Here is a 20,823-nt window from a genome sequence, read left to right as displayed (position 1 = left end):
GGTAACATAAATGACCAGGTAAATAGATAACACTATAAACCGGTTACACAAACTACTCCCTTCTTCATTAAAAGGGAGGAGGAAAGAAATCAATGGCAACACTCAAACCGATTGCGCTATCTGTTCCCTTCTCCCTTTTTAAGGGAGAAGGGAACAAGCATGGCATTTAAAACACTAAAGAATACATACTATTTTAATGAATTTAAAATAACGTCCATACCACCCAAATAAGGTTTTAAAACAGTAGGGATATGAATAGCGCCGTTTTTATCCTGGTAATTCTCCATAATGGCAACCAAAGTTCTTCCTACCGCCAATCCTGAGCCATTTAAGGTATGTACCAGTTCTATTTCATTAGTTTCTGGATTGCGATATCGCGCTTTCATTCGACGTGCTTGAAAGGCTTCCATATTGGAGCAGGATGAAATTTCTCTATACGTATTTTGGCTAGGCAGCCAAACCTCAAGATCATACGTTTTTGCAGATCCAGCCCCCATGTCCCCGGTGCACAGAGCAAGTACCCGATAAGGCAACTCCAATCGCTGCAAAATGACTTCAGCATGGTGGGTTAGCTGCTCCAGAGCATCATAAGAATCTTCTGGCTTCGTTATCCAGACCAACTCAACTTTTTCAAATTGATGCTGGCGAATCATCCCTTTAGTATCTTTGCCATAAGAACCGGCCTCACTTCTGAAACAGGGTGAATGGCATGCATAGCGAACAGGCAAGGATTCGACAGGCAAAATGGTATCTCTTACTGTATTAGTTACAGGGATTTCTGCTGTGGAAGTCAGATAATAACCATTATCTCCAGTCAGTTTAAACAAATCCTCTTCAAATTTAGGTAACTGACCAGTCCCCAAAAGACTGTCAGAATTCACAATATAGGGTACATAGATCTCTTGATAACCATGCTGTTGGGTATGAGTATCGAGCATAAACTGAATTAAAGCACGATGCAGTCGCGCAATTTGATGTTTCATTACTACAAAACGGCTTCCCGTAATTTTAGCAGCCAGAGCAAAATCCATTTGTCCAAGTGCATCTCCCAACTCATCATGAGATTTCACTGGAAAATCAAACTCGGGAACTGTACCCCAACGCCTAACCTCTTGGTTATCTTGTTCATCTTTACCTACAGGGACGGATTCATGCGGAATATTAGGCAGAGATAATGCAATAGCCTCAATGTGCTGTAATACCGTTTCAAGCTCTGCTTTCTGTTGCTCTAATCGCGCCCCCAATTGATTAACCTCTTCTCGCATAGGCTCTATATCTTCACCGCGAGATTTTGCCGCGCCAATGGCTTTGGAGCGCATATTCCGTTCATTTTGCAGCGACTGGGTGCTGACTTGTAATGCTTTACGTTTTTCTTCCAATTCAGAAAAGGCATCCACATCAAATTTAAAGCCACGCTTTAAAAGTTGAGAAGCAACACGTTGGGGATCTTCACGAAGTAATTGATTATCTAACATAAGTAAACACTCTGAGTTTTAAGTTGGATCAAGGTACCCTGCAAGCAAACATCGAGCAACACAGGTACCTACAAGTACCATTGTCAAGGCACCAATGTTATTAACTAAAATATTCACCAGTAATTTGAACCATTGTCCTTGTTCATACAAAAACAATGATTCAGCAGCAAAACTTGAAAAGGTGGTAAATGCACCTAAAAAACCAGTAAAGAAAAATAAACGCCAATATTCTTCAGCACTGAAACGCCCCACTAATAAAGTAAGAAAAAATCCCGCTAAAAAAGAACCTAAAGTATTGACGATTAAAGTACCGTATGGAAATCGTAATCCCCATATATTCTGCGCAAAAAGTACAGTTGCATAACGCGACATTGCTCCCAAAGACCCTCCAAAAGCTACAGCCAGGTAGGGAGCAATCATCATTTATCTCACAATACCGCGCGTGGATTGATTCAGAGCATCAATCATAGGAATAACCTCAGGACATTCCCCCTGCATCAACTCCAGTTCAGCTACAGCTTGTTGCACTGTCAAACCCTTACGGAAAATAATTTTATAAGCCCGTCTTAGACTGTCTATTGCCGAAGAAGAAAAGCCCCGTCTGCGCAATCCAACAGTATTTATTCCACATGCTGAAGTTGTATGTCCTGCAATCATAACATAGGGCAATACATCTTTAGTAACGTACGTTGCACGCGCAATAAATGCATAAGCCCCTACATGACAAAATTGATGTACCGCCGCATAAGGACCAATGATCGCGAAATCATTAACGATAACGTGACCAGATAAGGCCGCGTAATTCACCATAATAATTTGGTCACCAACCATACAATCATGACCTATATGAGAATAAGCCATTAAAAAATTATTATTTCCGATGCGAGTAACACCACCGCCTTTGACGGTGCCACGGCTAATCATACAATATTCGCGTATTACATTATTATCACCAATTTCCAAACGAGTTGGCTCGCCCTTATAAGTGATGTCCTGTGGCTCATCACCTACTGAAGCAAATTGAAATATTTTATTGTTTTTACCAATCGTTGTTGGCCCATCAATTACTACATGCGGACCAATCCAGGTATTTTCACCAATCTCAACATCTGCACCGATAACTGTACCAGGGCCAATAGATACCCCTTTTCCCAGCTTTGCAGATGGATGAATCATTGCTCTTTCATCTATCACTTTAGAATTTCCTTTGCTGCGCTTAATAAGTCTGCGGAACAAGCCAATTTATCACCTACATAAGCTTCACCATGCATACGCCAAAAATCTCTCTTTTGCCCTATTAACTTTACTTCCAATCTTAATTGATCACCTGGGGTGACTATTTGTTTAAAGCGAGCATTATCAATTCCTGCAAAATAATGCAAAAATTCGTACCCTTCTTTAGGTTGGCGGGAAAGATTAGACAAAATAGCACAGGCTTGAGCTAATGCTTCAAGCATTAGTACACCTGGCATGATTGGATTTCCTGGAAAATGGCCAGTAAAAAAATTCTCATTCATGGTCACATTTTTGATTGCTGTCAAATAATCCATTTTTTTATAATCCAGGACTCTGTCAACCAAAAGAAATGGATAACGGTGCGGCAACAGATTTATTATCTGATTTATATCAATATGCTCACTCATACATTGTTTCTCATTGAATCATTTCATCATTATGAATTCTATAAAAGAATATTCATTATCTTGTTTTACACTACTCTAATCAATCGAATAATTAAAAAATATCCAATTGACTACCTAAACCAATCAGAAATCTGAATCAACCCTACTCTTGCTGTACCTGTATTGATGGATCATCATTCCTTAGTTTTTTCTCTAGTGCACCCATTCTGGTTATATAATCATCCAGCCGTTTGAATCGCGCCGCATTTTTGCGCCATCGATTATGTTCATGGGCCATGGTTCCAGAAGAATAAATACCTGACTTGGCTATCGATTTACTGACCGTAGACATTCCAGTAATCACAATATTTTCGCCTAATCGAACATTAGCGGCAATGCTGCTTGCCCCCCCTATAATGCAATCAGAGCCAATATGAGCATAAGCACCTACAGCAGCACAACCAGCTATTGCGGTATTGCTCCCGATATACACATCGTGCGCGATCTGCACCAGATTATCGACGCAAACGCCTTCTGCGAGATAAGTATCGCCCAGAGCTCCTCTATCAATTACCGTATTGGCACCTAAATGCACTTCATCAGAAAGAATCACCGCACCAATATCAGGGCCTTGCTGCCAAACTCCATGTTCTTTGTAATAATTAAAGGGAGATGAACCAATAATACATCCTGAATTGATACGTACATTCCTTCCAAGACGACAGCCTGAATGAATCATCACGCCACAACCAATCCTGCTGTCTTCTCCAATGGACACAGCCGATTCAATGACAGTATTGGAACCCAGGATAACGCCATCAGCTATGTGGACATCTTCACCAATAACACTATAAGCACCTATGGAAACCTGGTTACCTATTTGTGCAGAATGATGAATACGAACTGTTTCGTGTATTCCCCTGTTAGGAGATTGGGCAGAGGAAAACAACTTAACTGCTTCAGTCATGGAGGCCAGAGGATTTGAAACCGCTATAGAATTCACTGGACATAGAGGCACATGCTCTGCTTTCAGAATGACAGCGCCTGCAGCAGTATGTCCTAGTGTATTGTACAACAAAGGGTTATCGAAATAAGCGACATCCCTAGATGTGGCTCGCGCCAAAGAAGACAAACCAAAAATGGCGTGACTGGCATTTCCATGCCAGACGCCATCTAAAATATCAGCTAATTGCGCAAGGGTCAGCAACTGGTCCGCCGAACTAATTTATTGCTTTAATAACTTTATCGGTTACATCTAATGAATCAGAACTGAAAGGAGTTGCATCTTTTTGTACGATTATATCGTATTTTTCGTCTTTGGCAACTTTAGAAATTGCAGAACGAACTTTAGTATACAGACCTTCCATTGCTTCATTGTGAGCAGTGCTTAATTCTTGCTGATATTGCTGTCCATCTCGCTCAAATTGTTGTTGTGCAGCAACAATTTTCTTTTCCAGATCTTTCTTTTGAGTAGCACTCATAATAGCGCTATCACGCTTGAATTTTTCCATGTCAGACTTTAGACTTGCTTCTACAGCCATTAACTTATCACGACGTGGTTTAAATTCTTTTTCCAGTTTTGCCTGGATGTCTTTCATTTGACTTGATGTCTGCATGATTTTTTGTAAATCAACAACACCTATTTTTGCCCAATCTGCAAATGCAGATGTGCCAACCAAACTAAAAACCAATGCGACTAATACCGCACCAAAACGTTTCATATTTATCTCCTAATTTAAAGATAGTGATGCTAGCACAATTCGAAAAGGGTTGCGATATGTGCAGCAACACTTTTCAACAAACCTTTTCATTACAAATTCCTTTGTGCTTTCCCCTAAAATCCTGAAGAGAGAGCAAATTGGAAATACTGTGTTTGATCAAACGGTTGTGGATTCAACGCCTTCGCAATACTGAATGCCAGCGGACCGAATGGAGAACGCCATTCTAACGAAACACCCGCTGAATAACGCATAGGACCTGCAGGAGTTCCACGTAATGCGTCTGGAGTGCCATAAGAAAACACATTACCCGCATCTGCAAAGATAGTTGTTCTGATATTGTCGCGGCTTAAAGGGTACGGCAATATAAGACCAGCACTGGCATTAAGCAGAAGGTTCGCTCCCATAGCATTACCCATATTATCCAGTGGGCCTAAAGAATAACTGTCATAACCCCGAACTTGACCCGGTTGTGCAGTACCCCCTGCATAATAGTTTTCAAAGAATGGCAGCCCATTGTAACTAAAGGTATTTCCATATCCCACATTGCCTAATGCTGAGAATATCCATCCACGAAACAATGGATAATACACGTGCGCTTGGTATGAGCTCTTATAGTAAGTTAAAGATTGCGATGTTGCAGGCAGAGCAACAAAAGCGATTGCCTGTTGATTCAAACCGCTATTGGGATAAGGCATCTGATCATAGCTGTTTCTACTCCAACCAGTAGTTAAGCGAATTTCCTGGAAATGAGTGCCATACAGATTGACGAAATTCTGAATTGGAATTACAGCGCCAACTGATTTGATATCAATATCCTGATAACCATAACCGATCTGGAAGCTGCTCGCTTCTCCCAGAGGGAAATTATAATTAATATCTCCTCCAAATCGGTTCGAGCTGTAGGTACTGACGTTCAGGTTTGTAGGGTCTATCCGAGAATAATAGAGACTGCCTCCTCGTCCAACCCCCGTATCTGTATAGAATGGATTGTAGTAATTAAATGAATAATCCTGTCCCCATTGACTGGCGTTAAAAGATGCTCCCATGGAGCGGCCTGTTCCCATAAAGTTATGTTGGTTTACAGAAGTATTAAACTGATAACCGTTAGTACCATAACCTATGGAAGCACTGGCTTCAGCAGATGGGGCTTCTTCAACCTGAACATCCAAATCAACCTGATTATTGGTTCCCTGAACAGGATTGGTCTTAACATCAATATTCTTTAAATAGCCAAGTAAGCGTAATTGTCTCTCTGATTCTTTAATATTATGTAAGGACAAAAGGCCGCCTTCATTCTGGCGAATAATATTTCTTAATACATAATCTGCGGTTTTGGTGTTGCCGTGAAAATTAATTCTACGAACATAAACATGGCGGCCTGGCTCCACTACAAAAGTAATAAAGACCGATTTATCATTCTCATCGATGCGAGGTTCGGCACTTATTGCTGGAAAACCATAACCGACATCACCTAAAGCCAAGCCAATAGCCGAAATGGATTCAGTTACTTTTTTCCGGGAAAATACATCACCCTTTTTCACTTGAACCAGAGGATCAATTTTTTCCTTCGGCAGTATTGTTTTCCCAACGACTGAATAGCCGGCGAAATGATATTGTGGCCCTTCTTCTATATGCACATTGATATAAACATCTTTCCGGTCAGGAGATAGCAGAACTTGTGATGAAACAATATTAAATTTCAAGTAGCCCCGATCCAGGTAGAACGATCTCAACGCTTCCAGAGAGGCATCCATTGATGCCTTGGAGTACTGATCCTTTTTAGAAAAATAGGTAAATAGATTACTGGTAGACAAAGCAAATTCAGGCAACAATTCATTGGTAGTAAAATCGTGATTGCCTATTATTTTGATTTCTTTAATTCGAGAAACCCGACCTTCTGAAACTGAAATGGTAATGGCTACTCTGTTATCAGTTAATGAAGAAACTTTAGCTTCAATACGTGAATTGTATTTGCCTCGAGCCGTATAAGCTTGTTTGAGTTCTTTTTCCAAGCGCTCCAATGAAGACTTCTGAAATACGCGACCTTTGACCAGTCCCATTTCCTTGAGAAAAGCTTTCATTTTATCGCTGGGAATGTCTTTATTTCCGACAACAGTGATGCTACCAATGGTTGCTCTTTCAACCACATTGACGATTAGAATGTTCCCTTGACGCTCAAGTGAGACAGACTGGAAAAATCCAGTATCATATAGGGTTCGTATAATCTGGCCTGTTGAACTTGAGTTAATCTCTTCGCCAACCTGGACTGGTATGTAATTTAACACGGTTCCAGTAGAGACTCTTTGTAATCCCGTAACTTTGATACCCCGAACGATGAACCCATCAGAAGCCATAGTTTGTGCGGACCACGCCAACATAGTAGAACAACAAACACCCAATATTATTTTATTACCGACTTTTTTCATTATTTTTTTACGTCCAGTACTACGCGATTTTCTGAAATTTTACTACAGTCCAGTCACGCCAAAAATTGAAACCGTTTTATAGGAAGAAGAAACTACTGTCAAGTTTCTTAACTCTAATATCCTATTTTAATCACTCATCTCCAGGAATTGTTCATCACCAGTACCGCGGCAGGATGGAGATCCTGAATGCATTAAATGTATAGAGACTCCTACCCCGTTAATCTTGATATATCATTAGTAAGCGCTACAAACATTAAGGCAACCAATAAGACCAAACCTAAATACACTCCAACAGTTTTGACTCCATCAGACAAAGGCTTGCGTCTAATAATTTCCAGAACATAATACAGCAAATGTCCCCCATCCAGGATAGGTATTGGTAATAAATTTAAAGCACCTAAACTAATGCTCACCAAGGCAAGAAAAAACAAATAAGATACCAAACCACCCCGCCCGGAACTTCCTGCTCCTTGAGCAATCCCAACGGGCCCGCTAATGCTGTTTAATCCCAAGCGACCTGTAACCAATCTGCCCATCAGCGTAAATGTTGTCCCCGTGAGATGGATTGTTTGATTGAATGCGGTACCCAAAGCGGATATTGGCCCCTCCCTCTCCAGGCGTAACCAATGTGCTGGCCAGTCAACTTTTTGGGAGCGAACGCCAATAATACCCTCTATCTTGTCTTTGTTTTTTTGACTTCCTGTCAGTATGGATATGCTCTGTTTTATTCCTTTTCTTTTTATTTGCAGAGTTAATTGGGTATCAGGCCGTTCTCGCACATAATCTACCAGAAACATCCAATCATCAAATGACTGGCCATCGACGCTCAATAGTTCGTCGCCGACCTTCAGACCTGCCTTTTCAGCAGGAGAGTCTGGTACAACCTCTCCAATCACGGGGGGAATTGTTGGAATAAATGGCTCAATACCAAGACTATCCAGAGGATCGGGTGCCTTATCATCGAGTTTCCAATCAGTTAAAGGCAAACTGAGCTGACTTTGATGGCCATCGACTAAAGATTTGACCGTTATGTTGACTGTTTCCCGTGAACCAATAAGCGGCATCATGGCGTATTGAAAATCTCGCCAACTGTTTATCCTGGTGCCGTTCAGTGCGATTATTTCCTGTTTAGGCCCAAGACCCGCTTTAGCTGCCAAACTGCCAGGTTTGACTGAGTCAATCATCGGAGCGAGTGAGTGCATTCCTATAACCAACACCAGCCATAATGCGACAAAAGCAAAAATAAAATTAAACATGGGGCCAGCCAGAACGATGGCTATTCGCGCCCAAACTGATTTGTTATTGAAAGCGTAAGGCTTATCCTGCTCCGCTACTTCCCCTTCCGTTTCATCAAGCATTTTGACGTATCCGCCAAGGGGAAAAAGAGACCAGGCGTATTCAGTTCCCTTTTTGTCACGCCATCTCGCAAGTACCTTTCCAAAACCAAATGAAAAACGTAATACTTTGACTCCACACCACCGTGCTACCTGAAAATGGCCATATTCATGTACGGTAACCAGTAATAATAAAGCCAGTAAAAAATACAACAGAGTTAAAAGCATGCTGTCATCCAAAATTTAATCCAACCAGTAAACTAAATTCCCAAGGGGATAAAAGTTAATCCAAAATAAAATAAAGGTAAGGCCGCTATTAAACTATCCAGACGATCCAAAATACCGCCATGGCCGGGAATAATAGTACCTGTATCCTTCAAATGACAACGTCGTTTTAAAATACTGATGAATAAATCGCCAAAAATTGAAATGGTCACAGTAATGAATGCCAGTCCAAACCAGATTAAAATGGAATAAGGCATAAAATAATAAAACCCGACACCCGCAACAACCATTGAAAGCAGATATCCTCCCAACACGCCTTCCCAGGATTTACCCGGACTAACCTGTGGAATTAATTTGTGTGTTCCCCATTGCTTTCCAGCAAGATAGGCACCAACATCAGAAGCCCAAATCAAGAACAGTAAATAAATAACCAGGGCTTTACCCTGAGGCAACTCATACACATGGGCCAGGCTTTGAATAAATAAAGGTAAAAGTATCAACAGTAGACTGCCAACAACTGAAGGATATCCCCAATAACGCTGTGAATCAGGAAAACCAAGAATGGCAATACAATTAAATACCCAAAGTACCAAACCTATGGTTAACCAATAAGAAAACAAATAACCACATAACCACAAAGCCAAGAGCATTAACGCTAAAAAGGCAATCTGGTGTGCTCTATTATTTATGGGAATGAGTTGCAAGCTTTCTTTCCATGCAGCAACAAAAACCAGCAAAAGTACGCCCGCTAAAAACCAGGATGGCGCATAAAAAAGCGTCATCAAGACCAAGGGCACTAAAATTAATGATGTGATTAAACGTTGCATGAACATATATATGCCCTTATTAAAAGTCTAAATTTGACCAAAGCGCCTTTTGCGCTTACTAAAGGAATCGAGAGCGAATTCAAGCTCTTCATTATTAAAATCTGGCCAGTGCACTTCAGTGAAATAAAGTTCGGTATAAGCTAACTGCCACAGAAAGAAATTACTAATCCGCAACTCTCCGCTGGTCCGAATAAAAAGATCAGGTTCAGGTAACCCATCTGTATCCAGAAATTGGGCGAAATTAGACTCATTTATTTCATCCAGGGCAATGGTACCATTACTAATAGCCCGGGACATTTTTTTGGCTGCGGTAACTATATCCCATTTTCCTCCGTAATTAACAACAACATTTACAATTAATTGTTGATTATTCTGCGTCAGCAACTCAGCTTCCTGCATTTCTTTTTGCAGAACAGAGGATAACGGCTCTCTGTCTCCGGTAAACCGAATACGGATTCCATGTTGATTTAATTCCGCCAGTTCATTTCTTAAAGCCTCTACGAATAACTCCATAAGAAAATTGACTTCAGCAATGGGTCTTGCCCAGTTTTCAGAACTAAACGCAAATAAGCTAAGGCAGCCAATTTTCTTTTCGAGACACGATTTGATCATTGTTTTAACTGTCTTAACGCCAGCCTTGTGCCCTTCTATTCGAGCCAAACCTCGATTTTCAGCCCAGCGACCGTTGCCATCCATCACAATGGCAATGTGTTGGGGTAATTTGTAATCCAAAACTACACTTCCTACCATTCAAAATGGCACATAGTCTAACCTCTTTAAAGTAAAAATTTAAGTGCTACCAAGAAATCAATTGACCTTATTGGTTAAAATCATCATTATGATGTTCTGCAAATCAACGAAACGAGCAATCACTTCACGTCATTGACGATTATCATGGAGAATGGACTAATGACTTTTAGTGTTCTACGAAGAATCTGGCCTGTATTGCTTATTCTGTTGTTATTATTTCTTCTCTACTCTTTTAGAGTGAATCAGTATTTAACTTTTTCATCCTTACAATTACACCATCAGCAGCTTATTTCATGGACCAATGATCATTATATTTTGGCAGTGGCAACATTCATGATTTCTTATGTTATTTGTGTCGCAGCTTCTTTTCCTGGAGCATTAATCCTCACCTTGACCGGAGGCCTTTTATTTGGCTTTTTCTGGGGAACATTGTTTGTAGTAATCAGCGCAACGATAGGCTCCATACTGATATTTCTCACTGTAAAATACGCTTTTAGTGACTTGGTTGCTCAAAAAACCTCAGGATGGGTAAATAAAATGCGACAAGGATTCCAGCATAATGCATTTTCCTATTTACTTGTTTTACGGTTGATTCCGATATTTCCTTTCTGGGTAGTCAACATCGTACCTGCATTACTTGGGGTTAAAGCCAGAACCTTTGTTCTTGCGACATTCCTCGGAATAATACCCGGATCGCTCATTTATGCTTCTGTCGGTAACAGTCTGAATCATCTTTTCGAACAGGGGCAAGCACCCAATTTTAAGATTATTTTTTCCCCGGAATTGTTACTACCTCTTTTAGCGTTAGCTTTTCTTTCCTTAATGCCTGTATTCTACAAAAAAATCAAAGGTTACTATGAACAAAGAAATTAGCTGTGATATTGCAATTATCGGTGCTGGAGCAGGAGGACTGAGTCTGGCAGCTGGTGCCGCACAATTAGGGCTAAAGGTCGTTTTGGTAGAACAAGGATTGATGGGAGGAGATTGTCTAAATTATGGATGTGTGCCCTCCAAAGCGCTTCTGGCAGCCGCTGCAGCTCATTGGCATACCGGCCATAATGAAGTTCTTGGAATGACTATTCCTCAGGAACCAGTAGATTTTACCCGCATTATGCAGCATGTCCGAGAAGTGATTGATACTATTGCCGTACATGATTCAGTAGAGCGATTTGAAGGACTGGGTGTACAAGTTATACAAGCTAAAGGAACGTTCATCAATGACCGGACTTTAAAAGCAGGTTCAGCGGAAATTAAAGCAAAGCGTTACGTGATTGCTACAGGGTCATCCGCGGCAATCCCCCCTATACCAGGGTTAAATTCTACTCATTTCTACACGAATGAAACCATTTTTAAACTCATTCAATTACCCCCTGAACTGTTAATCATAGGCGGCGGACCAATCGGTTGTGAATTAGCACAAGCCTTTGCCATGCTTGGGTCAAAAGTAACCTTATTGGAACATTTTGGCATTTTAAATCATGACGATCCTGAAGCGGTTGAACAGGTACGACAATCGCTGATTGGATATGGCATAACCCTTTATGAGCAGATCGATATTGTACGAATTGAAACCAATGAAGCCAAGCAAACACTCATTCAGTGCAAACAGAATAATGATGAAATCCTTATCACCGGAACTCACTTGCTTGTGGCTACAGGTCGAAAACCTAATATTGATCAATTAAATTGTGGACAGGCAGGAATTCAATTCAGTCCGAAAGGAATACTGGTCGATAAACGACTTAGGACGAGTAACAAAAAAATATTCGCTATTGGAGATGTTACAGGAATCATGCTGTTTACTCATATTGCAAACTATCATGCAGGGATAGTGCTGCAAAATATTGCGTTTAAACTCCCAGTCAAGATGCATGATAACGCGATCCCCTGGGTCACCTATACTACTCCGGAATTAGCCCATGTGGGTAAAAGTGAATCGATGTGTGCCTCTATGGGCATAAAATATGAACTGCTAAAAGCGGACTATTCCAGCAATGATAGAGCTCAGACCTGTAAAAAGACGAATGGATTTATTAAAGTAATCGTAAATCCAAAGGGGGTCATTCTCGGTGTCACTATAGTAGGAGATCAGGCTGGCGAATTATTACTCCCGTGGGTCATGGCGATTAGGGAAGGTAAAACCTTAAGAGCATTCACAGATACCATTGTCGCCTACCCTACTCTAAGTGAACTAAGCAAACGAGTAGCAAGCCAATTTTATACACCTAAATTGTTTTCTAAAAAGGTTAAAAAACTGGTCAAATTTTTATCCTATTTTTAATAATATAAAGCTTATTGCCAATAAGCCCATCCATTAGCCATCAGAACAAATAATAAACACATGGAGCGATAAAAGAACTATACTCTTATAAAGATAAGGAATTTTTAACGAGGGAGTTTAGGTACACTCAATGACTTGATTAGATATTCCTTTTAACGAAGATATTAGGCATTTTCGTAAGTCGTGAACATTTTATGGATTAGGAACTTATGACTTTTATCAGGAGAAATTTATGAGCTCATTAAGGCGGAATTACCCCGTTTCTCGCGCACTATTCTTCGTAATTGGTTTATCTGCTTCCATGATGTGTTTTGGCGATCGATTTGGCGGTGGATTTCATCCCAATGTCGGCTATGGAGGATGGAATCATCCTGATTACACTATTCACAATAATGATATTTCCATTGGTAATTATCACCCAGGAAATGGCTGGGTTGCACCAGTATATGTAGCGCCAGCTTACGTCGCGCCAACGTACATAATCAACAACTCATATGATGACGAAGACTCTGATTGTCAGACCGTGCAGCAATGCGATTCAAATGGAAATTGCACCCAAACTCAAAGTTGTGATTAGATACTGTGCATTTTTATCGCGGCATCCAGGATGGCTATGCTTGAACCATAGATTAGCTATGTCTCAGCATCAGGTAGCTGCCGTTAAATAAATCTAAGCCGAATTCCCGCGGCGAAGACCGCGGGATCTAATACTTGAATGCCACCATCATGGATCCCGCGGTCACAGCCGCAGGAATTCGGTTGAGATGAGAATTAAGTAGTCTGGTTGCGAGCAAACAGTACCTACAACTCCCGCAATCAATACAAGAGCACTACTCTCTCTAATAGAGCAATATGACAAAAATAAGGAACATTGTCTCGCGTTTGCAAGGATAAAAGATAAAATTAAAGCCATTCGGCATGCAAAGCCTGACAAAGCAAAAAATACCAATTGATAATGCAAAGTTTTTAATACCCCGTTAATGAAATAAATCACCCTAACAATATCAATTCTTTCAGCTATATACCTCTTTAATTACCAAAGGTATAATCATTTTTATTGACATTTAACTGCTTGATTCAGGATTTATCTCATGTCCCAAAATACTCCCCTGGTACTCATGATTCTTGATGGATGGGGCTACAACGCTAGTGATAAACATAATGCCATTGCGTCAGCTCATACACCTCAATGGGATAAATGGTGGCAAAATTGCCCCCACATCCTTCTGCAAGCGTCTGGTGAACCAGTAGGCCTTCCAGACAAACAAATGGGTAATTCTGAAGTTGGGCACATGCATATTGGTTCAGGCAGAGTTATACAACAAGATTTCACACGAATTAATAAAGCCATACAACAAGGTGAGTTTGCTGATAATCCCGTTTTTAATCAAGCGATTGAGATATTGGGGCAAACAGGTAAATCGCTACACATCATGGGGTTATTCTCTCCTGGAGGAGTTCATAGCCATGAGTGCCATTTATTTGCATTACTGAATTTATGTCACGAGAAACAATTCAGCTCCGTTTATTTGCATCTGTTCCTTGACGGCAGAGATACTCCGCCACAAAGCGCCCTGGACAGTTTGCACCGCTTGAACAAGGAACTTGAAACCCATCCTGGAATCACCATAAGCTCAATCACTGGCCGTTACTATGCAATGGACCGAGATAAGCGTTGGGACCGTGTAGAACCCGTTTATAATTTACTCACTCAGGGACAAAGTACCCACCACTTTGATGATGTAGAAACGGCTATAAAGCATTTTTATCAAAATGAGCTTTCAGATGAATTTATTCCCCCAACCCTGATTGGAAATCCTAAAATAATAGAAGACGGAGATGCTATTTTATTCTTTAATTTTCGTGCAGACAGGGCACGACAATTATCATCAGCATTTATCGATCCCGCATTTTCAGGATTTAAAAGAACGATCTGCCCCAAATTATCCTGCTTTATCAGCATGACTCAATACGATAAAAATCTGAAGACAACTCCGGCATTTCCACCTGTGCCATTAAATAATACTTTAGGAGAAGTTATTGCCCGCCAGGGTTTAAAACAATTACGAATTGCGGAAACAGAAAAATACGCTCACGTAACATTCTTTTTTAATGGTGGCAGTGAACATGTATTTGCCAACGAAGAACGAATTTTAATACCCTCCCCCAAGGTTGCAACTTATGATCTTCAACCGGAAATGAGTGCTCCTGAACTTACCGATATTTTGGTAGACGTCATCAATCAAAAAAAATATGACGTAATCATCTGCAATTATGCAAACGCTGATATGGTAGGACATAGTGGTAATTTTAATGCCACAGTTCGGGCTATAGAATGTCTTGATCAGTGCATGAAACGTGTTGGGGACGCACTCAAAAGTCAAGGCGGAACGCTGTTAATTACATCAGATCATGGTAATGCAGAAGAAATGTTTGATGACACAACCCGTCAGGCTCATACTGCCCATACCAGTGAACCAGTGCCCTTTATGTGTGTTGGAGGAGATTGGCATTTTACTCAATCAGAGGGCAGTTTAATCGACATCGCCCCCACACTTCTCTCAATAATCGGCATCACTCCACCTAAAGAAATGACCGGACACATCTTACTGGAAAATAGCCATGTCCACGCAATCTAGCCAGTATTCTTCGAAACCTGCATTCCTGAGCGTCATTGCATTGGGAATGTTGATTCATTTTAGTCTTGAGGCAACACCAGCTCCCTCGCCAGTACTGCAAACTCAAACCAAGCTAAAACAGCTGGATGCTCAGATTAACAATCTAAAGCAAACACTGGCCACAGCTCATGACAAGCGGGGGATTTTAAATCAGGAACTTTCCGGTACTGAAAAACAAATCGGTGAAGGAATACATAGACTGCGTTCAATTCAAAACGATATAAAATCTAAAGAGCAAAAAATTGCCGAATTGCATGCCAAAGCTGAATTATTGAATAAACAATTAGCCACACAGCAGCAATTACTGGCAAATCATGTACGAGCACGATATCAAATGGGTGAATACCAACCATTGAAATGGATACTTACCCAGGATGATCCCTATAAAATAAGCCGAATTTTGACTTATTATCAATACATAATTAAATCCCGGCAAGAATTGATCGACAAAATAGGCGAAACTCGTACCAATCTAAGCGAGAATAAGGATAAATTAAATAACGAATTAGCTGAAAATCAAAAACTGCATAATCAATTGTCACAACATCAGCAACAGCTGGAACAAAATAAACGATACCACACAACATTAATTGAATCACTAAATAATGATATTCAGAACAAACAACATGACTTACAAGAATTTGAAAAAGATAAAGCTAATTTATCTCGCCTGTTAAAGTCATTATCGCAACAAAGTGTTGTCCAAAGCAGCAAACCCTTCATTCAAATGCGCAAAAAATTGCCGCTACCAGTACAAAATGTACAGAGATCCTTACGTAGAATGAATCAAGGCGTGACATTTTTTGCCGATGAAGGAGCAGTAGTTACTGCCGTTTATCCAGGAAAAGTAGTATTCAGTGATTGGTTAAAAGGCTATGGTTTACTCCTGATTATCGACCATGGCCAAGGTTTCATGACCCTGTATGCCCATAATCAATCGCTGTTCAAACATAAAGGGCAGACAGTCCGCCAAAACGAGCAAATTGCCAGTGTAGGACACAGCGGTGGAATTAAGCAAAACGGTCTATACTTTGAAATAAGACTCAGAGGAAAAGCGGTGCCCCCGCTAGACTGGTTGTCTTAGATTTCGCGCTTGGCATTTAAATTGCATTTCAATAATTAATAAAAACAAAAGAAAGCGGCTGATTTTATGGCCTTGCATCCTAGGAGATCGCTATGGTTATCAAGAAAATTCTTCCCAGCACAGTAGCGCTTATTTTCGCGCTCGCGTTGATGCTCCCATTAACAGCGTTTACAGCCGATGAGACTGATACAAATAATACTAATACGAAACGTATACCATTGGAAGATGTCCAACGATTTTCTAATGCAATTGGTGAAATAAAAAAATACTACGTCAAACCAATTGACGATAAAGAACTCTTTGACAATGCCATTCGAGGCATGCTCACCGGATTGGATCCCCATTCAAGTTATCTTAATGAAGAAGAGTTTAAAGAGCTACAAACCTCAACCAGTGGTGAATTTGGTGGATTAGGCATCGAAGTTACCATGGAAGACGGGGTTGTAAAAGTAATTACACCTCTAGTTGATACTCCAGCCTTCAAGGCAGGAATAAAATCTGGGGACTATATTATTAAACTAGGTAAAGAATCAGTACAAGGTCTTACTCTAAAAGACGCAGTGAATCTGATGAGGGGCAAAGCAGGCACAACAATAGAATTAACCGTATTACGTAAAGGAGTCAGCAAACCACTTACCTTTGACCTGATTAGGGAAGTAATTCAAATTAAAAGTGTTAAAAGTAAAATGTTAAGTGATGGCTACGGTTACATCCGATTAACTCAATTCCAGGCTTTAACCGGTAAAGACATGCTGCAAGCAATCGAGCAGTTAAAGCAACAGTCTAATGGAAAATTAAAAGGTTTGGTACTGGATCTTAGAAACAACCCCGGAGGTTTACTGGATTCTGCCATCCAGGTTTCTGACGCCTTCCTAGGTAATGACAAATCCGGCAAACAAGAGCTAATCGTTTACACTGAAGGACGCTTACCGGGCTCTAAATTTACCGCCTTGGCTAATCCTGGGGATGTTTTGGATAATGCTCCAATTGTAGTTCTAATCAATAATGGTTCGGCTTCAGCATCAGAGATTGTAGCAGGTGCTCTGAAAGATAATAAGAGAGCCATTATTCTTGGTACCAAAAGTTTTGGTAAAGGATCTGTACAAACCGTATTACCTCTGGATGGTAAAACTGGAATTAAGTTAACTACCGCTTTATACTACACCCCTTCTGGAACTTCCATACAAGCTAAAGGAATTATTCCAGACATCGTTGTAGAAGAAATGGATGTTCCCAAAAATTCCATAAAAAAATCTGACGCAACCGGATTCAGTGAAGCCGATCTGAGTGGACACTTGATCAATAAGAATAATCCGGAAAATACCAATACTAAAAACGAAGCTAAATCCGACGATTTAATTCACGAAGATTACCAGCTTTATGCAGCATTAACGGTGTTGGAAGGTATGGCCTTGGCAAACAGATAATAACCAAACAGAACAATCTATTCGATGGGCATTGTTGCTAAAGCGACATGCCCATCAGTCTTTTTATAAACCATAATTAATTAAACAGTGACTACATGACCGTCTTTTATGGTTTTGATCTCAGATTTGGTAAACAAAACACCATTTTTTTCTAAATTAAATGGTCCCATTACCCCTGTTCCTTTTGCCAGTACATGAATTTGATTGGCAACTTCCTTACTGGAAAAATGATGTTTGGTTTTCAACACCATGGCAACACTTTGATTCAAAATGTGAAATACATCAAAGGCATATCCTGCTTCAGTTACAGGATAATTTAGATAGTGTTCCTTAAACTTTTGGATAAATTCAGGTTTCATTTCATGAGTATCAATATACCATTGCCCATCAAAAACTTTCATTACCTTAGGGGTCACCCTTCCGATAATACTGGTTATCGGTTTGTTCACATGAGCATGGCTCATTTCTGATTGGATGATTTCAATATCCTCAGGAGAAGCCATAATAAAATACAAATCCGGTTTTTTCTTTTCAATGCTCTGAATTAGATGCGAAACGTCCTTCATTCCAGGTTCAATCTGCTCATAAGCAGCAATTTTAATTGCAGAATGAAGCTGTAACTGCTTTATCACGCTTTGCGTTAAAACCATGGATGAAGGGCGTTTTGAAGTTATAATCCCGATTTGGCCTATCTTTTTACGCTGGAGTTCTTCAACCAAAACAGCCGCTTGTTCATAGGCAGGACTCCAGGCCAGAAAGTTATTCTTGCCATCAGCAATTGCAGGATCATTGGCCAAGCTAAAATGCAGAATATTGTTTTTACGTGCAAGGGGCGCTGCCAATAAACCATTATCAGAACCTTCAGTTACTAAAACATTGATATGGTGGGTCGTGACAAATTTTTGAAGCGTCTCAGCGGCATGACTTTGTTTTGGTAGCTCATCCAAAGTGTAGAACGTATAATGAATTCGAGAGGATTTTAATTGATCACGTCCCATTTCCATAGCGGCAAGAATATTTCTACCTATAAACGCAGATTGATTTGAGAATGGAGCGTAGATTCCCACATTAACCGTAACACTGGTTTTATCGTTCAGATCAGGCGTTCGTACAGCAGCCTGAATGATTCCTCCACCAATCATCCATACGATAAAAGCGCAGTATATCAATGTGGTTTTCAACACTATTTTAGGCATATTCATCTTCAGTGGTTATGAATCTTAAAAAATATTCTGCTATGAATGCATCATAAATACAATGATTATTCATCATTCTTCAAAGCATTCAAGAGCATAACTTCTATCAGATAGTAAACGCTGGCATCAAAACTGATTTTGGAGCTGAGGTAGGTTAAGATGAATTTAATGAAGTACCCAATCACACCAATCAATCTCTATGGTATTTAGCTGTTTTATGCGATAATTCATAATTACCTGACAATCAATAGCTCATTATGAATCTTAATAAAACACTTTCGCTGTTCTTCTGTTCATTATTCTTATCACCTGTTCATGCAGAGATTAATAATTATTTTAATACGATTAAAACAGATCCCAATGCGCTGTATGCATTTTTTAAAAACATGCCTAAAGGTGGGGAATTACATTATCATCTTGCTGGAGGACCTTATCCAGAAACCATGGTGTCGTTAGCAGCTAATGGTAAATATTGTATTGATTTATCTAATTTTTCAGTGAGTAAGACATCTCTTCATTGTGATGGCATTCAGATAAAAGACCTGTTTTATAAGCCCGAACTCTATGCCTCTGTTATTCGGGACTGGTCACTAAAAGACTTTATTCCTGGAAAAGAAACAGGGCACGATCATTTTTTTAATGGCTTCATGAAGTATATGCCGATTGTCTTTGATTACAGGCCGCAATTAATCGCAGATGTCATTCGAACAGCAGCGCAACAACAAGAACAGTATTTGGAACTAATGGACATTACTGATAATGCCAATTCGCTTCGTTTTGGAGAGTTGATCAAAAACACCGATAATTTCGACCAAAAGAAAAAAATTCTTCTGGAAAACAAAGACTTTAAAAATAATATAGAACAAACTGTTTTTGAAAGTGATCGAATGCTTAAAGAAGCCCACAATGAATTAGGCTGCACAACAACCCCGGATAAAGAGGTCTGCAAAGTTAAAATCAAAGTATTGTACTATGTGCTTCGCGAGCAACCAATAGACAGCGTATTCGCTCAGGCGTTGAATGCCTTTGAAGCAGTCAATTTGTCTAAAGGAAATCTGGTTGGCGTTAATTTGGTTCAGCCAGAAGACGGTATTATTTCTTTGCGTGACTATCACAAACAAATGCAAATCTTTGACTATCTCCATAAGCAATACCCCAATGTCAACATTTCCTTGCATGCTGGCGAATTGGCTCCAGAATCTGTTACTCCTGAAGATCTGAGGTTCCATATACACGATGCTTTAACAACCGGACAGGCACAAAGAATTGGGCATGGTGTGTCTATAGCCTATGAAAATAATGCCGAAAAAACCCTACAGTATATGGCAGATCATCATGTACCAGTTGAAATAAACCTAATCAGCAATCAGAAATTACTGAATGTATCAGGCCGTAATCACCCCCTCAATTATTACTTGGCTCATCACGTTCCTGTGGTTTTATCAACGGATGATGAAGGCGTTTTAAGGACCGATTTAACACGGCAATACGTAGAAGCAGTGCTAGGCCACGGACTGGATTATCCCACCCTGAAGCAAATTAATAGAAACACTCTGACTTATGCTTTTCTTCCAGGAAAAAGCCTTTGGAATAATGCAGATAGTGCAGAGCCAGTTGCTGAATGTAAGGATTTAAACAGTGCGATATGCCACAGTTTTATCAATCAAAGTGAAAAAGCAAAATTACAATGGCAATTAGAACAAAAATTAATAGCCTTTGAAAACACGTTTTAATTCTCAAACAGGATACATAAAAACCCGCATTTAAGACTCAATAA

18 protein-coding genes are annotated in these 20,823 nt (G+C 40.1%); 7 read left to right on the top strand and 11 right to left on the bottom strand.

Translation table 11 applies throughout. The features are described from left to right. Positions 1-188: 188 nt before the first annotated feature. The 10 genes from serS to uppS form a co-directional block, all read right to left on the bottom strand. The gene (gene serS / locus G543_RS0105810; RefSeq protein WP_028383707.1) at positions 189-1,475 is read right to left on the bottom strand and encodes a serine--tRNA ligase; all 1,287 of its coding nucleotides are present in this window, start codon (positions 1,473-1,475) and stop codon (positions 189-191) included. Positions 1,476-1,493: 18 nt separating this feature from the next. Then, entirely contained in the window at positions 1,494-1,898 is a 405-nt protein-coding gene (gene crcB, locus G543_RS0105805; protein WP_028383706.1) for a fluoride efflux transporter CrcB, read from the bottom strand. Next, positions 1,899-2,669, bottom strand: coding sequence for an acyl-ACP--UDP-N-acetylglucosamine O-acyltransferase (lpxA, locus tag G543_RS0105800; protein WP_028383705.1), 771 nt, complete (start codon positions 2,667-2,669; stop codon positions 1,899-1,901). It lies immediately after the preceding gene. Next, entirely contained in the window at positions 2,666-3,118 is a 453-nt protein-coding gene (fabZ, locus tag G543_RS0105795; protein ID WP_028383704.1) for a 3-hydroxyacyl-ACP dehydratase FabZ, read from the bottom strand. Before fabZ ends, lpxA begins: the two co-directional genes overlap by 4 nt. Positions 3,119-3,260: 142 nt before the next feature. Then, a complete protein-coding gene (gene lpxD, locus G543_RS0105790) occupies positions 3,261-4,304 on the bottom strand; it encodes a UDP-3-O-(3-hydroxymyristoyl)glucosamine N-acyltransferase (protein ID WP_028383703.1) in 1,044 nt (347 codons plus the stop codon). A gap of 13 nt (positions 4,305-4,317) precedes the next feature. Further along, complete coding sequence (locus tag G543_RS0105785; protein WP_028383702.1) at positions 4,318-4,818, bottom strand: OmpH/Skp family outer membrane protein; 501 nt, start codon at positions 4,816-4,818, stop codon at positions 4,318-4,320. A gap of 113 nt (positions 4,819-4,931) precedes the next feature. Further along, positions 4,932-7,244 (bottom strand): outer membrane protein assembly factor BamA, encoded by a 2,313-nt coding sequence (gene bamA, locus G543_RS0105780; RefSeq protein ID WP_028383701.1) that lies wholly within the window; start codon positions 7,242-7,244, stop codon positions 4,932-4,934. A gap of 209 nt (positions 7,245-7,453) precedes the next feature. Then, positions 7,454-8,806: an RIP metalloprotease RseP gene (gene rseP, locus G543_RS0105775; protein WP_028383700.1), complete on the bottom strand. Its 1,353-nt coding sequence runs from the start codon at positions 8,804-8,806 to the stop codon at positions 7,454-7,456. Positions 8,807-8,838: 32 nt separating this feature from the next. After that, complete coding sequence (locus G543_RS0105770; protein WP_028383699.1) at positions 8,839-9,636, bottom strand: phosphatidate cytidylyltransferase; 798 nt, start codon at positions 9,634-9,636, stop codon at positions 8,839-8,841. A gap of 21 nt (positions 9,637-9,657) precedes the next feature. Further along, entirely contained in the window at positions 9,658-10,362 is a 705-nt protein-coding gene (gene uppS, locus G543_RS0105765; RefSeq protein ID WP_028383698.1) for a polyprenyl diphosphate synthase, read from the bottom strand. Positions 10,363-10,539: 177 nt separating this feature from the next. Between uppS and G543_RS19305 the strand changes: the two genes are divergently transcribed. The 6 genes from G543_RS19305 to G543_RS0105735 all read left to right on the top strand — a co-directional run bounded on the left by G543_RS19305 (position 10,540) and on the right by G543_RS0105735 (position 17,850). Beyond that, on the top strand, positions 10,540-11,253 hold the full coding sequence (locus G543_RS19305) for a TVP38/TMEM64 family protein (RefSeq protein ID WP_035921528.1): 714 nt from the start codon (positions 10,540-10,542) through the stop codon (positions 11,251-11,253). Beyond that, positions 11,237-12,661: a dihydrolipoyl dehydrogenase family protein gene (locus tag G543_RS0105755; protein WP_028383696.1), complete on the top strand. Its 1,425-nt coding sequence runs from the start codon at positions 11,237-11,239 to the stop codon at positions 12,659-12,661. Before G543_RS19305 ends, G543_RS0105755 begins: the two co-directional genes overlap by 17 nt. Positions 12,662-12,893: 232 nt before the next feature. Then, positions 12,894-13,238: a hypothetical protein gene (locus tag G543_RS0105750; protein ID WP_028383695.1), complete on the top strand. Its 345-nt coding sequence runs from the start codon at positions 12,894-12,896 to the stop codon at positions 13,236-13,238. Between the two features lie 514 nt (positions 13,239-13,752). Beyond that, a complete protein-coding gene (gpmI, locus tag G543_RS0105745; protein ID WP_028383694.1) occupies positions 13,753-15,300 on the top strand; it encodes a 2,3-bisphosphoglycerate-independent phosphoglycerate mutase in 1,548 nt (515 codons plus the stop codon). A 46-nt stretch (positions 15,301-15,346) separates the two neighbouring features. Further along, positions 15,347-16,423, top strand: a complete 1,077-nt coding sequence (locus G543_RS0105740) for a murein hydrolase activator EnvC family protein (protein WP_081675625.1) — start codon at positions 15,347-15,349, stop codon at positions 16,421-16,423. Positions 16,424-16,515: 92 nt separating this feature from the next. Next, complete coding sequence (locus tag G543_RS0105735; RefSeq protein WP_028383692.1) at positions 16,516-17,850, top strand: S41 family peptidase; 1,335 nt, start codon at positions 16,516-16,518, stop codon at positions 17,848-17,850. A gap of 80 nt (positions 17,851-17,930) precedes the next feature. Here the strand turns inward: G543_RS0105735 and G543_RS0105730 are convergent, their stop codons facing one another. Next, positions 17,931-19,046 carry an ABC transporter substrate-binding protein gene (locus G543_RS0105730; RefSeq protein ID WP_028383691.1) on the bottom strand — a complete coding sequence of 372 codons (1,116 nt, stop codon included), beginning with the start codon at positions 19,044-19,046 and terminating at the stop codon, positions 17,931-17,933. A 257-nt stretch (positions 19,047-19,303) separates the two neighbouring features. On the opposite strand from G543_RS0105730, the gene G543_RS0105725 reads away from it, so the two are divergent. Further along, positions 19,304-20,779 (top strand): adenosine deaminase family protein, encoded by a 1,476-nt coding sequence (locus G543_RS0105725; protein WP_028383690.1) that lies wholly within the window; start codon positions 19,304-19,306, stop codon positions 20,777-20,779. The last annotated feature ends 44 nt before the right edge of the window (positions 20,780-20,823 follow it).

The sequence above is a fragment of the Legionella moravica DSM 19234 genome (assembly GCF_000423305.1).
GTDB classification, from domain to species: domain Bacteria; phylum Pseudomonadota; class Gammaproteobacteria; order Legionellales; family Legionellaceae; genus Legionella; species Legionella moravica.
This window is presented reverse-complemented; position numbering and strand designations above follow the sequence as displayed.